The sequence below is a fragment of the Salinimonas iocasae genome, assembly GCF_006228385.1.
Lineage (GTDB): Bacteria > Pseudomonadota > Gammaproteobacteria > Enterobacterales > Alteromonadaceae > Alteromonas > Alteromonas iocasae.
On record NZ_CP039852.1, the window covers coordinates 729,064 to 742,388 of the forward strand.

The 13,325-nt window shown below is 47.5% G+C and carries 13 protein-coding genes; 10 read left to right on the plus strand and 3 right to left on the minus strand.

Annotated features, from left to right (window positions below; genetic code table 11):
• Positions 1-9: 9 nt before the first annotated feature.
• From FBQ74_RS03180 to FBQ74_RS03215, 8 genes are all read left to right on the plus strand, one after another.
• Positions 10-672, plus strand: coding sequence for a PspA/IM30 family protein (locus FBQ74_RS03180; protein WP_139755286.1), 663 nt, complete (start codon positions 10-12; stop codon positions 670-672).
• Between the two features lie 30 nt (positions 673-702).
• A complete protein-coding gene (locus tag FBQ74_RS03185) occupies positions 703-909 on the plus strand; it encodes a PspC domain-containing protein (protein ID WP_139755287.1) in 207 nt (68 codons plus the stop codon).
• Positions 906-1,268, plus strand: a complete 363-nt coding sequence (locus tag FBQ74_RS03190; RefSeq protein WP_139755288.1) for a hypothetical protein — start codon at positions 906-908, stop codon at positions 1,266-1,268. Before FBQ74_RS03185 ends, FBQ74_RS03190 begins: the two co-directional genes overlap by 4 nt.
• 89 nt (positions 1,269-1,357) lie before the next feature.
• Positions 1,358-2,350, plus strand: coding sequence for a DUF2333 family protein (locus FBQ74_RS03195; RefSeq protein WP_139757868.1), 993 nt, complete (start codon positions 1,358-1,360; stop codon positions 2,348-2,350).
• Between the two features lie 3 nt (positions 2,351-2,353).
• Entirely contained in the window at positions 2,354-3,109 is a 756-nt protein-coding gene (locus FBQ74_RS03200; RefSeq protein ID WP_139755289.1) for a TIGR04219 family outer membrane beta-barrel protein, read from the plus strand.
• A gap of 111 nt (positions 3,110-3,220) precedes the next feature.
• Positions 3,221-5,038: an assimilatory sulfite reductase (NADPH) flavoprotein subunit gene (locus FBQ74_RS03205; protein WP_139755290.1), complete on the plus strand. Its 1,818-nt coding sequence runs from the start codon at positions 3,221-3,223 to the stop codon at positions 5,036-5,038.
• Positions 5,038-6,756 (plus strand): assimilatory sulfite reductase (NADPH) hemoprotein subunit, encoded by a 1,719-nt coding sequence (gene cysI / locus FBQ74_RS03210; protein WP_139755291.1) that lies wholly within the window; start codon positions 5,038-5,040, stop codon positions 6,754-6,756. Before FBQ74_RS03205 ends, cysI begins: the two co-directional genes overlap by 1 nt.
• Positions 6,749-7,495: a phosphoadenylyl-sulfate reductase gene (locus FBQ74_RS03215; RefSeq protein WP_139755292.1), complete on the plus strand. Its 747-nt coding sequence runs from the start codon at positions 6,749-6,751 to the stop codon at positions 7,493-7,495. The genes cysI and FBQ74_RS03215 overlap by 8 nt, the downstream gene beginning before the upstream one ends.
• 4 nt (positions 7,496-7,499) lie before the next feature.
• Here FBQ74_RS03215 and FBQ74_RS03220 read toward each other — a convergent pair whose 3' ends face one another.
• Positions 7,500-8,381, minus strand: a complete 882-nt coding sequence (locus FBQ74_RS03220) for a TIGR03899 family protein (RefSeq protein WP_139755293.1) — start codon at positions 8,379-8,381, stop codon at positions 7,500-7,502.
• Positions 8,382-8,541: 160 nt separating this feature from the next.
• Between FBQ74_RS03220 and FBQ74_RS03225 the strand changes: the two genes are divergently transcribed.
• Entirely contained in the window at positions 8,542-10,767 is a 2,226-nt protein-coding gene (locus FBQ74_RS03225) for a bifunctional diguanylate cyclase/phosphodiesterase (RefSeq protein WP_408641350.1), read from the plus strand.
• On the opposite strand, the gene FBQ74_RS03230 is transcribed toward FBQ74_RS03225, so the two are convergent.
• Positions 10,764-11,351: a uracil-DNA glycosylase family protein gene (locus FBQ74_RS03230; protein ID WP_139755295.1), complete on the minus strand. Its 588-nt coding sequence runs from the start codon at positions 11,349-11,351 to the stop codon at positions 10,764-10,766. The genes FBQ74_RS03225 and FBQ74_RS03230 overlap by 4 nt on opposite strands.
• A 121-nt stretch (positions 11,352-11,472) precedes the next feature.
• Here FBQ74_RS03230 and FBQ74_RS03235 point away from each other — a divergent pair, with 121 nt between their 5' ends.
• Positions 11,473-11,784 carry a pyridine nucleotide transhydrogenase gene (locus tag FBQ74_RS03235; RefSeq protein ID WP_139755296.1) on the plus strand — a complete coding sequence of 104 codons (312 nt, stop codon included), beginning with the start codon at positions 11,473-11,475 and terminating at the stop codon, positions 11,782-11,784.
• 60 nt (positions 11,785-11,844) lie between these two features.
• Here FBQ74_RS03235 and sthA read toward each other — a convergent pair whose 3' ends face one another.
• Positions 11,845-13,275, minus strand: coding sequence for a Si-specific NAD(P)(+) transhydrogenase (gene sthA, locus FBQ74_RS03240; RefSeq protein WP_139755297.1), 1,431 nt, complete (start codon positions 13,273-13,275; stop codon positions 11,845-11,847).
• Between the last annotated feature and the right edge of the window lie 50 nt (positions 13,276-13,325).

Consider the following 13,325-nt stretch of genomic DNA (forward strand, 5'->3'; position numbering starts at 1 on the left):
GAGATTGCCATGGGCATGTTTTCAAGAATGACTGATATCGTTCACGCCAACATCAACGCTATGTTAGATAAAGCGGAAGATCCTCAAAAGCTTATTCGTCTCATGGTTCAGGAGATGGAAGAAGCACTGGCTCATGCCCGCTGTGTATCAGCGCAGTACATTGCGCAGAAAAAACAGCTTAATCGGAATGCTGATTCACTTAACCGCAGCGCACAGCGCTGGCAGGAAAAAGCGCAGCGTGCTGTTGAAAAAGGTAATGACTCTCTGGCCCGCGCAGCACTAAAAGAAAAGCAGTCTCAGACTCGTCAGTTTGAGATCCTGCAAGAGGAAATTGCGCAGATAGATAGCCAGCTGGATAAGCTCACAGATGACATTGAGCAATTGGGGCACAAGCTTGCCGAAGCGCGTCAAAAAGCACGCATGCTGTCTCAGCGTGAACATACCGTGGCAGCACAGCTTAAGCTGCGTAATCAGGCTCAGCAGGAGAGCGTACAGCGTGCCATGGGCAAGTTCGAAGCTTATCAGCAAAAAGTTGATCAGTTAGAGGCGCAGGTTGAAGCCTACGACCTGGGTAGCGGGTCCGCTTCCCTTGAAGCCCAGTTCGCAGAGCTTGAACAGGACGAGAGCATCGAGGAAGAGTTGGCTCGCATGAAGAAATCCAGAGCCGCGTAATAATTATCCTTAGCAATCAGGAGTCAGATTATGAAGACTGTTAATTCTCAGAAACGAATTTATCGCATCATGCATGAATCGGTTATCAGTGGTGTATGTGCCGGCCTCGCTCGCTGGTTAAGCATCGACGCTGTATGGGTGCGTGCCGCGGCGGTACTGAGCGTGTTTATGTTGCCCGGTATTACTGTGCTGGCATATCTGGCGGCGGTTATTCTGTTACCCCGGTGGTCAGTATGAAAAATTTCTTTCTGGCCGTCGCGATTGCCATAATACTCGCCAGTGGCCTGGGTGCGGCAATATGGGAATGGATGGATATAAACATCTACTTCAGTGATGAACTACTCTCACCCTTTGATAACCTGATGTTGTTTTTAGCACTTGCAGTACTCTTTGTTATAGTAGGCTTTATCGTTGCAATTAGTATGTTCGGTGCAATCATCATAGGTTTAGTCGCTGCTGCGGCTGCGGTATTTACCCTGGGCCTGAGCGTTTTCTGGCCAGTATTGGTGGTAGTGGCTGCAATTGGTATTTGGCGACATCATCAAAAGCGCGCCTCAGTTCGCGCTTACGGCAGCCCACCGTATATACAGGAGTAATCAATCCAGTCACAATGCCCGTAACAACAACGTTAAATTAGCGTTATTGCTTCGGGCATTACTGATATAAAAGGAATATAACATTGGCTATCAAACAGTATCTTAGCGCAAAGTGGATTGGGGCAGCGGCTATATTGCTGTTTGTCTTATTTTGGCTGGTGGGGTGGTATTGGAGCCTGTCCCCGGACACATTCAATGTTGAAAAGCGGGTAACTGCACAGGCAGAAAAAGCCTCCCATGTTGATGTTCCCGGGTACACAATGACCACAAGTCTGATTATTGTTACCGAAACACTGCTCGATAAGCCGGGTGGTTACCTTTCTAATGACATGATGCCACCGGGCGTTCTTCTGGATAATATGCCAAGCTGGGAGTTCGGCGTACTTGAGATGACCCGAGACCTGGCGCTGGCTATGCGAAAAGACTTTTCCCGCTCTCAGTCGCAGTCGATTGAAAACCGCTACATCGCTAAGGCCGTGCCGCAGTTGAATATGGACAACGAAGCCTGGATGTTCCCTGCGGCTGAATCCAGCTACCAGAAGGGTATCGATTTGCTTTACAAATATCGCGCTGAATTGGTCGACACATCGCGCGGTGAAAGTCAGTTTTATACACGCGCCGACAACCTGAGAGAGTGGCTGAAGCTGGTAGAAAAACGCCTGGGTAGCTATTCGCAGCGGTTGAGTGCCAGTGTTGGCTCTTCAAGAATCAATACCGACCTGGCAGGTCAGCGAAGCGCGCGCCAGTCATCGCCAAATATGCAGGAAAAGCACATCCGCACCAGCTGGTGGAAACTGGATGATGTGTTCTACGAGTCAAAAGGCGCCACCTGGGCACTGCTTCATTACTTGCGGGCGGTTGAGGTTGAGTTTGCTGATGTACTGGAGGACAAAAATGCGCTGGTCAGTCTTCGTCAGATCATACGAGAGCTGGAAGCGACCCAGCAAACAGTATGGAGCCCAATGATTTTAAATGGTGATGGCTTTGGAATGCTGGCTAATCACTCACTGGTCATGGCAAACTATATCTCGCGCGCGAATGCTGCGCTTATCGAACTCACAGAATTAATGAACCAAGGATAATCCATGAAAAAATGCATTTCAGCCTTAGCAGTTTTAGGCGTATTTGCAGTAACGCCGGTGTATGCTGATACGATAGCCGGGGTTTATATCGGTGCGCAGGGATGGCAGGCTGAACCGGAAGGCGGCTTTGCTGACTCTCAGAATACAACGAACTTTAACTTTGACGATGATATGCAGGGTTCGGCTTATATTGCAGTTGAGCACCCGGTTCCATTCATTCCCAATGTAAAGATCTCGCACTCAACGCTGGATACTGAAGGTAATACAAGGTTAGACGCGAACTATACGTTTGATGGCAACCTTTATACGGCTGAGAGCACGGTATTTACCAGTGTCGATCTGACCACCACCGATTTTATTCTGTACTATGAATTGTTTGACAATGATATTCTCAGCTTTGATTTAGGTGTGAATGGTAAATACGTAGATGGTGCGTTACTGGTCAATGACTCAGCCAGTAACACGCAAGGTACGGCTGATTTTTCAGGCGTGGTGCCTATGGCATACTCCAGGGTCCAGTTCGGGTTACCTTTTTCCGGGTTAGGCGCTTATGCAGAGGGTAGCTATCTGTCATTTGATGACCATACATTCAGTGACTATCAACTGGCATTGACCTATTCATTTATCGAAAGTCTGGCAGTGGATATGACGCTTCAACTGGGCTATCGCAACGTTGAACTGGATATTGAAGACCTGGACGATGTGTATGCTGATATGTCTTATGACGGCGCGTTTTTCGGACTAGAATTACACTTCTAGATTAAAACGTAACGTTTTAAGCACATTCAGTAATAAAAAAGTAAGAATAATTCTTTTCTCTTCTCTGCAAACCTCGTTAGCCTTAGCATATCAAATTAAGGCTAACGAGTTATGTCAAACGATTCCAATCAAAATTTTGCGCCCCCGGCGGTTTTAAACGAGCAGCAGGTAAATGCGATAACCCAGGCTGTACAAGGGCTTAATCGCGATCAGTTAACCTGGCTAAGCGGCTATATTGCTGGTATGGCTGGTGCTCCTACAGGCGCTGCACCCATGTCAGCAGCACCGGCGGCTCAGGCAGATGTGCCAACACTCACCATTCTGTTTGGGTCGCAGACCGGCAATGCGAAAGGGCTGGCTGAAAGCTTTCAGGGTAAAGCAGAAGAAGCAGGCTTCAGCAGCAAACTGGTTAGCATGGCTGATTACAAGCCCCGGCAGTTAAAAAATGAAACACACGTGGTTGTTTTTGTCAGTACCCACGGCGAAGGTGATGCACCTGACGATGCGATTGAGCTGCACGAGTTCTTGGCTGGTAAAAAGGCACCGAAGTTACCTAATCTAAAATACGCAGTATTAGGCTTAGGCGATAGCAGCTACGAATTTTTCTGTCAGACAGGTAAAGACTTCGACAGTCGTCTGGCTGCATTGGGTGCCAGTGCGATTATTCCCAGAGAAGATTGCGATGTCGATTACGATGCGCAGGCTGATAGTTTTGCGCAAAAACTGGTTGCCTCGCTAAAAGATGAGCTGGTGGCCAGTGCACCGTCACAAACGGTTGCTGCTCAAACAGGCACGGCCGCGCAGCCAGAGTCCTCCGCATATACGAAGAAAGCACCATTTGCGGCAACGTTGCTTGAAGCGCAGAAAATTACCGGTCGCGACTCTGTCAAAGATATACAGCATATAGAAATTAGTCTGGAAGACTCTGGTATAGCCTATCAGCCTGGCGATGCACTGGGCGTATGGTTTGCAAACAGTGAAAGTCTGGTTGATGAGTTGTTGTCTTTGACACAGCTTGAGGGTAGCGCGGAAGTGACAGTTGCTGACAGCCAGATGACACTTCGTGAAGCGTTAATTAACAAGCTTGAATTAACATTAAGCTACCCGAATTTCATTAAAGCCTATCAGCAGGCAACAGCGTCAGCATCTTTGGCTGAATTGATGGAAGATAAGGCAACCCTACGTACCTATATGGCGGACCGCCAGATTGTGGATATTGTTCGCGACCATCCTGGTCAGATTGACGCGCAGGCGCTTGTCGATGCATTACGTCCGCTGACGCCAAGACTTTACTCTATCGCGTCAAGTCAGAGTGAAGTTGAGGATGAGGTTCATCTGACGGTCGCTCACGTGGATTATGAAGCATTTGGCGTACGTCATCAGGGCGGCGCGTCAGGATTTTTATGCGACCGACTGGCTGAGGGTGGCGAAGTAAACGTATTTGTTGAGAAGAACGATAACTTCAGGCTTCCTGAGTCATCAGATACACCGGTTATTATGGTTGGTCCGGGTACAGGTATTGCGCCTTTCAGAGCGTTTATGCAGGAGCGTGATGCCCAGGAAGCGCAGGGTAAGAACTGGCTGTTTTTCGGCAACCCGCATTTCACTCAGGATTTTCTGTATCAGGTTGAGTGGCAGGGTTATGTCAAAAGCGGCCTGCTGGATAAAATCACGCTGGCGTTCTCTCGCGATCAAAAAGAAAAAGTGTATGTACAGCATCGCTTACTTGAGCATGGCGCGCAGGTCTTTGAATGGCTAGAGCAGGGCGCACATTTTTATGTGTGTGGCGATGCAATGCACATGGCTAAAGATGTTGAGGCTGCGCTGATAAGTATTATTCAGGAGCATGGCGGTAAGTCGGAACAAGATGCTAAGGCTTACCTTGTAGCTTTACGTAAAGCAAAACGTTATCAGAAGGATGTCTATTAATGAGCAATGATAAAAAACCATTCATCGTTGAAGGCAAACTGTCTGACAACGAGCGATTAAAAGCAGAAAGCCGTCATCTACGCGGAACCATTGAGCAGGATCTGAAAGATGAGCTGACCGGCGGCTTCACTGCCGATAATTTCCAGCTTATTCGTTTTCACGGTATGTATCAGCAGGATGACCGTGATATTCGACCTGAGCGGGCTAAACAAAAATTAGAGCCTTTGCACAATGTAATGCTACGCGCCCGACTACCCGGCGGCATCATTACCCCTGACCAGTGGCAGGTTATTGATAAGTTTGCAGCAGATCATACTCTGTACGGCAGCATTCGTCTGACTACCAGACAAACCTTTCAGTTTCACGGTGTGCTTAAGCCTGAAATTAAAAAGATGCACCAGACACTGAACAAGGCTGGCATTGATTCCATCGCCACAGCAGGCGATGTAAACCGTAATGTGCTGTGTACCTCTAATCCTATTGAGTCTGAGCTTCACCTGGAAGCTTACGAATGGGCCAAGAAGATAAGCGAACACTTACTTCCTAAAACCCGTGCATATGCGGAAATCTGGCTGGATGGTGAAAAAGTCGAAAGCACCGAGGACGAAGTAGAGCCGATACTTGGCGATAACTATCTGCCACGTAAATTCAAAACAACAGTTGTTATACCTCCACAAAATGATGTGGATGTACACGCCAATGATCTGAATTTTGTGGCGATTGAGGAAAATGGCAAACTGGTTGGCTTCAATGTGCTGGTAGGTGGCGGTCTGGCTATGACCCACGGCGATACTTCGACTTATCCGCGCAAAGCTGATGATTTTGGGTTTATTTCTTTAAAAGATACGCTGGCCGTTGCGGAAGCTGTGGTCACTACCCAGCGCGACTGGGGTAACCGGGTCAATCGTAAGAATGCCAAAACCAAGTATACGCTTGAACGGGTTGGTGTTGAAAACTTCAAAGCTGAAGTTGAGAAACGTGCCGGCATCAGTTTCCAGGAAAGCCGTCCTTATACCTTTACCAGCCGCGGTGATCGTTTTGGCTGGGTAGAGGGCATTGATGGCAAGTATCACCTGACTGTGTTCATTGAAAATGGCCGGATTCTTGATTTTCCTGAGCGCACATTGAAAACCGGGTGCCTGGAAATTGCCAAAATCCATCAGGGAGATTTCAGATTAACGGCTAATCAGAACCTTATCATTGCCGGCGTGCCTGCTGATCAGAAAGACGTCATCGAAAAACTGGCGCGCGAGCATGGTCTGATTGAGGCTGATACATCGCAGCAGATGCTGGACTCAATGGCCTGTGTTTCGTTACCTACTTGCCCGCTGGCAATGGCTGAAGCAGAGCGCTATCTGCCGGAAGCTGTCAGAAGAATGGAAGATATTTTAACAGCTCACGATCTTGCTGATGAAAGTATTATCTTCAGAATTACTGGCTGCCCGAATGGCTGTGGCAGGGCAATGCTGGCGGAAATCGGTTTGGTAGGTAAGGGCCCGGGTAAATACAACCTGCACCTTGGTGGTAATCGTGAAGGAACCCGTATTCCGCGCATGTATCGGGAGAACATTGGCGAAGATGAGATTTTCGCCGAAATCGATACGCTGGTCACAAAGTGGTCTGATGAACGCCAGGCAAAAGAATCTTTTGGCGACTTCGTTATACGTGCCGGCATTATTAAACCTGTAGTGGATTCAGCAAGAGACTTTTATGAGTAGCGCAGATCCCCTTTTACAACAGCCGCTCACTTTGAATGCTGACAGCGCTCAGTTAGATGCGATTAATGCGCATCTTGAGACACTGACTGCTGCGCAGCGGGTAGAGTGGGCGTTGGACAACTTGCCGGCTAACCCCATAGTGTCTTCCAGCTTTGGTGCACAATCAGCGGTTATGCTGCATTTACTGACGCAGCAGCAGCCTGAGATTCCGGTGGTGCTGACGGACACGGGGTATTTATTCCCCGAGACCTATCAGTTTATTGATGATATGACCAAGCGTCTTAATCTTAATTTGCATGTGTACAGTGCTTCGATGTCTGCAGCATGGCAGGAAGCCCGATTCGGCAGATTATGGGAGCAAGGGATGGAAGGCCTTGAGCAATACAACCAGATGAACAAGGTCGAGCCGATGCAGCGCGCGTTAAGTGAGCTGAACGCCGGAACCTGGTTTGCTGGTCTGCGTCGTAGTCAGTCAGATAGTCGCGAAAAATTGCCGGTACTGCAAAAAGTGGGAGACCAGTTCAAGCTTTACCCAATTATCGACTGGTCTAACAAAGACCTGCATTACTACCTGAAAGAGCACGATCTGCCATATCACCCATTGTGGGAGCAAGGCTACGTGTCAATCGGTGACTGGCATACCACTCAATCGCTTCAGGAAGGTATGAGCGAACAGGATACCCGCTTCTTCGGACTCAAGCGTGAGTGTGGGTTACATGAATTTGGTGACGGAATCTGATTACCTAATCATCATATTCAACAAAAAACGCCGGCGACATTAACTGGTACAACGCGGTTAAATAGTCGTCGGTTTGTTTTTTCTCAAACAACCTGAAGAGTTCCGCACCCACCGAAGTAAATTTATAGTAAACCAGTGCAGAGCCTGGTTTTTTCGCTTGCAGCGAATATGATTGCCTGCCACAACGCCAGTGGACGGGTATTCCGGGCGCCAGTTCCGAGCTCTCAATTTCACTGGCAAAGATAAGCTTTAAATCAATCAGCGCCAACAGGTCGGGATAAGATAATCCAAACGAGGAAAGATTAAGTTGCCCGGGTGGCTGGGGACGAAGAATATCGATAACCGCCCGACGCCGGTAATAGCCCACCAGAATGCGCGGGATTGCAGAACGTGCTGGCCAACTGGCTATGCTTACCGCGCGACGAAAAAGCCGGGCGTCTCGTTCAGTTAATAACCGGATTGTCTCTAAACTTCGCAACGAGAAGCTGCCAGGCGCGCTGAGCTCTACCGCAAGTATTTTACCCCATAGTTCCTGCATTGCCGCACTATAGATATTTTCTGCAAGCGCCTGGAATGCGAAGAACCAGTCAGGATCCAGCTCCTTTTGTGGTGACGCTTTGATGCTTACATTTCTGGCAATATTGCCAATACGCTTGAGGTTATTGATGCGGTTGAGGGTCTGTGCTCTCAGTCGCCTGTCCACAGCATAGTTGTCCCCACTATCATCAGGTGTCTGGTCGTTGATATTAATACCGGACAATTCAAACCAATTATCTAATTGAGCCGATCCTGCATTCACAAAGTCAGAAGTGTTTGTTTTTTCATCTGGTTTCTTAAGGTTACTGGTCTTATCAGATACGTTTGCTGAAAAAGGTTTTGATGACATTTGTGTATGCTTTTATCCGGTTTATAAGGGATTTGTCAGGTAATCTTGTTATCTGTGAGCTGCGTCTCTGCACGGCAAACACTATTGCATTGGTTACAAGGCTTTGCAATTTACTGAGCAAGGAGTAGGATTAAAAAATGCGGTAGTAAGGATTTCTCCGATAATGACGCAATCTTACGAAAATGATGAATTAGTCTTTCTGGACGAAGATACAAATAATACGCTTCCGGTCAAAAATTATCAGTACTGGAACATACTGGTGGTGGATGACGACGAGGAAATCCACACAGTTACACGATTAGCTTTAGCGGATTTGATTGTTAATGATCGCAAGCTGAATTTTTTGCATGCTTACACCGCAGAGCAGGCGAAGGATGTGCTGAACGAGTACGGTTCTCAAATTGCTATTATTCTGCTTGATGTCGTGATGGAGACCGATAACGCAGGCCTGAATCTGGTCAAATTTTTGCGCGAATCACTTTCTTTGCAGGAACCCCGGATTGTACTTCGGACCGGCCAGCCCGGATATGCGCCTGAAGAAACAATTATCAAAGATTACGACATTAACGACTATAAAACAAAAACAGAACTCACCCGCAGTAAGCTGGTGACTACGGTTATTGCCTCGCTACGTTCTTACCAGCAAATTCTTACGATTAATCAAAGTCGGGTCGGGCTGCAGAAAATCATTGATTCTGCATCTAACTTACTTGAAGAGCATTCCGTAAAATCATTCTGCGAAGGGGTGGTTACGCAACTGAGTTCGCTTATTGGTCTTGATGAAGAAGGGCTGGTTTGTGCTAAGGCCGGTTCGATGCTGGACAAGGACAGCGAGGAAATCTTTGTTATCGGGGCAGCCGGCAATTTTGCCAGGCTGATTAACCAGCCTGTAAGTCAGTTAAACAACCCAGGTATCAGCGAAAATATCGAACGGTGTTTACGCTATAAGCGACATATTTTTGAAGATGGCACCTCAGTGCTGTATTTACATCGCGCAGGGTTTGAGGCTGCGGTGTATGTAAATATGGAAAAAGAGTTGAACGAGATAGATCGTCAGCTACTGGAAGTATTCTTGTCCAGCATTTCGGTGGGCTATGAAAATGTTCACTTATTTCACCAGCTTCGAAATGCCGCGTTTCGCGACTGGCTAACCAGACTGCCTAATCGAAATGAGTTGATTAATGTACTGGACCAGCATCGCCCCGAGCATCAGGGAGCCAGTGCTGCATTGATTGATATCAGTCATTTTTCAGATATTAACGATGGATTAGGGCAGGAAACCGGAAATTCAGTGCTTCAGGCGGTAGCCAGTCGATTAGAGTCTATGACTACAGACAGAGTCATAAAAGCACGAATCGGTGGCGACGTTTTTGCGCTGGTAGGTCCGCCCGATGAAGTCAATCCGGAAAACATCAATCGTATTTTCCAGTCATCTGTTCAGGCGCTGGACCATAGCATTCCGCTGAATGTGACTATTGGTATGAGCGAAATTCAGGACGATTGTTTTCATGGTCTGGAAGTTTTAAAGCGAACGAATATCGCATTAAATCGCGCTAAGCGACACCATACAGAAAACTTTGCTTTTTATGCCCCGGAGATTGAAGAAAGCACCACGACTCAACTTGGTATGATCAGGAAATTGCGCAGCGATTTTGCTGATACGAAGCTTCAGTTATGGTTTCAGCCCCAAATTGACTTGCGTAGTGGAAGGGTGGCCGGGCTGGAAGGATTGTTACGCTGGCCTGACGGAAAAGGCGGATATATTCCCCCATCTGAATTCATACCTCTTGCAGAATATTCCGGGCTTATTGTTGATATTGGCAGGTGGGTGCTCGAAGAAGCCTGTCGACGCATTAGTCAACTGCGTGAAAATGGTTATGAACAGTTAAGGGTTGCGGTAAACATCTCAATTCCACAGTTTCGCGACAGATACTTTGTTGAAAAAGTAAAAACCGCACTAGACCGGTATAACTGTCCGTCAGGCAGTCTGGAATTAGAAATTACCGAAAGCGTCGTTATGGATGAACCGCAAATTGTCATAGATGCATTGGCTGCACTTAAAGCCCACGGCGTGGCTATTGCAATTGACGATTTCGGAACGGGCTTTTCATCAATGAGTTATTTACAACGTTTGCCGTTAGATCGCTTAAAAGTAGACCGTTCGTTTGTCAACGATATCGTACCGGGTAAAAATGCGGTTATTGCTGAGACTATTGTCAGTCTTGGCAACAAATTAGGTTTGGTGACCATCGCTGAAGGTGTCGAAACCCAGGAGCAGGCTCGCTATATGACCGAGCTGGGGTGTGATGAGGCGCAGGGATATTTATACGCCCGTCCTATGCCTTTTGACGACCTGATGCAGTTTTTATCAGGCCGTCAAGGCTAGTTTTCGAGCAATGCTTGCACCCGCTGTTGCAGCGCTGGAACAAGCGATGACTCGAACCACGGGTTTTTACCTAACCAGCGGTTGTTCCTTCCGGAAGGGTGGGGCGTAATAATGATGCTTTGCGAGGCATGTGCTTCGCTTTGCACCGCCTCCGTAAGCGTTTTATATTTGGGGCAATAAAATTGCTGGGCGTATCGACCCACAAGTACCGTAAGGGAAGGGTTGATGCGGCTAAGTAGCTGATGATGCCACGCCGGTGCACATTCCTTCCGGGGAGGCGCATCAGCACCATTTTTATAGCCGGGAAAGCAAAAGCCCATAGGGATAAGTGAGATAAGCTTTTCATTATAAAACGTATTTGTGTCGATACCCATCCAGCGGCGTAATCGGTCGCCACTGCGATCATTCCATGGTGTCGCGCTGTCATGGGCGAGAATACCAGGCGCCTGGCCGATAATTACGATTCGGCTGTGTTCTGATGCCGCTAACACCGGGCGGGGAGCCTGAGGAAGTGCCGCTTCGCAAAGGGTGCAGGCACGAACCCGGTTCATCAGCGCATCGAAACTTTCTTTTTCATATTTCAAATATTTCACCTGCTGTCACAAAGTTGTCATAAAACTATGATCTTGATTTGATCTCTGGTCGTTTACAGAGTATGCTGTTTCATACAGTAATAAATAGTTATTACGAAGTCAGGAGATAAACATGCGTAAATCATTATTAGGTCTAGCACTGCTTACAACAACAGGCATTGCGCATGCGGAATCCAACGAAAATCAGCTTTTTGATTGCATGGACCGTACGACGTTTGAAGTAAATAGCGAGTGTATGTCCAATCAGATCACCAGCAACATTCGCTTCAAAGAAGCCGAGCAAAAAGTTGTGAACATGGCGAGCGAGTCTCGTGGTGATTACGCTATTGCTACGATGACATTCGATCCGCGTAAAATGCAGATCGATATTGTTGCACATCGCGACGCACTTCAGGCAATGAATCGCGTTTCGACAAAAAACTAATTTTTCCGCATTACGAAAAAACCGGTCAGTTGACCGGTTTTTTTGTGTCTGAATTCCGGATTAAAAAATCCGGTTAAGCCCGTTCAGTGCAGCCACCCGATAAGCTTCTGCCATAGTTGGGTAGTTAAACGTGGTGTTCACAAAGTAATCCAGGGTGTTGCCATCACCTTTCTGCTGCATGATAGCCTGACCGATGTGCACAATTTCTGATGCACGCTCACCAAAACAGTGTATACCGAGAATCTTTTTCGTTTCCCGATGGAATAGAATTTTCAGGCTTCCTACTGTAGTCGATGCAATTTGCGCTCGGGCCAGATGTTTAAATTGTGCGCGGCCTACTTCGTAAGGTACTTTCTGCTCAGTCAGCTCCTGCTCAGTTTTCCCTACTGAACTTATCTCAGGGATTGTGTAGATTCCGGTGGGGATATCTTCTACCAACCCGGTATTCGCCTTACCTTCAAGCATTGCTTCTGCCGCAAAGCGACCCTGGTTATAAGCTGCTGATGCGAGACTTGGATAACCGATAACGTCACCTACGGCAAAAATGTTGTCTACATCAGTCTGATAGTTTTCATTAACATTCAGCTGCCCGCGACTGTTCGCTTTTATACCTACGGCATCCAGGTTCAGCAAATCAGTATTGCCGGTGCGCCCGTTGGCAAATAACAGGCAGTCGGCACGCATACGTTTGCCTGATTCAAGATTCAGTATAACGCTGTCTTCTTTGCCTTCGACGGACTTGTAGGTTTCGTTGTTACGAATGACCACGCCGTTGTTCCATAAGTGATAACTCAGTGCATCAGAGATTTCGGCATCAAGGAAAGATAACAGTCGGTCCCGCATATTAACTAAATCAACTTTCACACCCATACCCCGAAAGATACTGGCATACTCTGAGCCAACAACACCCGCACCATAGATAATGATAGAGCGTGGCTGATGCTTAAGTGAAAGGATACTGTCAGAATTGTAGATTCGTGGATGGTCAAAATCGATATCACTGGGGCAATAAGGTCGTGAGCCTGTGGCGAGTAACACCTGCGCTGTGGTTAAGCGCTCCTCAGAACCATCGTTGTTAGCAATCTTCAAGGTATTTTTATCCTCGAAGCTGGCTACCCCATAAAACAAGTCAACGCGATTCCGGTCATAGAATGAAGAGCGCAATTTGGTCTGGCTTTGAATCACCCCGCTGGCATGCCGCATAATATCTTCAAACTTAACCTGTTGATTAAGATTATTCTCTGAAAATAATGGCGTGTTGTTGTATTCAATAAGCCGGCTGACGGAGTGACGCAGCGCCTTAGATGGAATGGTTCCCCAGTGTGTACAGCCACCGCCTACAGATTTATAGCGTTCTACTACGGCGACGCGTTTGCCAGCCTTGGCAAGCTGCATCGCGGCACCCTCACCACCGGGGCCTGTGCCAATAACGACCGCATCGTAATTAAAGCTGGTTGGCTTCTTTTTGGTACTGGCTGCTTTTTTTGTCATACCACTCACTCTTTTATTAACGTTACTGCTTGATTTACGCGCTACAGTAT

Excerpts from the sequence above, each read along its gene's own strand:
- FBQ74_RS03180 (WP_139755286.1), top strand. The coding sequence starts at position 10 with ATGGGCATGTTTTCAAGAATGACTGATATCGTTCACGCCAACATCAAC.
- FBQ74_RS03185 (WP_139755287.1), top strand. The coding sequence starts at position 703 with ATGAAGACTGTTAATTCTCAGAAACGAATTTATCGCATCATGCATGAA.
- sthA (WP_139755297.1), bottom strand. The coding sequence starts at position 13,275 with ATGACAAAAAAAGCAGCCAGTACCAAAAAGAAGCCAACCAGCTTTAAT.
- FBQ74_RS03200 (WP_139755289.1), top strand. The coding sequence starts at position 2,354 with ATGAAAAAATGCATTTCAGCCTTAGCAGTTTTAGGCGTATTTGCAGTA.
- FBQ74_RS03215 (WP_139755292.1), top strand. The coding sequence starts at position 6,749 with ATGAGTAGCGCAGATCCCCTTTTACAACAGCCGCTCACTTTGAATGCT.
- FBQ74_RS03220 (WP_139755293.1), bottom strand. The coding sequence starts at position 8,381 with ATGTCATCAAAACCTTTTTCAGCAAACGTATCTGATAAGACCAGTAAC.
- FBQ74_RS03205 (WP_139755290.1), top strand. The coding sequence starts at position 3,221 with ATGTCAAACGATTCCAATCAAAATTTTGCGCCCCCGGCGGTTTTAAAC.
- FBQ74_RS03235 (WP_139755296.1), top strand. The coding sequence starts at position 11,473 with ATGCGTAAATCATTATTAGGTCTAGCACTGCTTACAACAACAGGCATT.
- FBQ74_RS03190 (WP_139755288.1), top strand. The coding sequence starts at position 906 with ATGAAAAATTTCTTTCTGGCCGTCGCGATTGCCATAATACTCGCCAGT.
- cysI (WP_139755291.1), top strand. The coding sequence starts at position 5,038 with ATGAGCAATGATAAAAAACCATTCATCGTTGAAGGCAAACTGTCTGAC.